The organism is Pseudoalteromonas sp. SR43-3 (assembly GCF_014163875.1).
GTDB lineage: Bacteria > Pseudomonadota > Gammaproteobacteria > Enterobacterales > Alteromonadaceae > Pseudoalteromonas > Pseudoalteromonas distincta.
The window spans coordinates 1-240 of sequence record NZ_JACJEC010000053.1 but is presented as its reverse complement, the minus strand read 5'-3'; the positions used below and the strand labels follow the sequence as shown (position 1 = coordinate 240).

Below are 240 nucleotides of genomic sequence, written 5' to 3'. Positions count from 1 at the left end.
TACTTTCTGTTACCGCTCGACTTGCATGTGTTAGGCCTGCCGCCAGCGTTCAATCTGAGCCATGATCAAACTCTTCAATTAAAAAGTTTTATGTCTTTCGACAGCTCAATGAATTCTGAATTTTTTAATATCTTTCGATATTGAATTGACTGTGCCGAAGCAACTTATAAATAAGTTACTTCTGTTGGTCACTCAGTTTTCAATTGAGACTCTAATTTGTTTGCCTCGCTACCTAAGTAG

Annotated in this window: 1 rRNA gene; it reads right to left on the bottom strand. The window is 37.5% G+C overall.

The window, feature by feature from the left end:
• A 16S ribosomal RNA gene (locus H5088_RS20160) occupies positions 1-81 on the bottom strand; the annotation flags it as partial.
• Positions 82-240 lie beyond the last annotated feature (159 nt).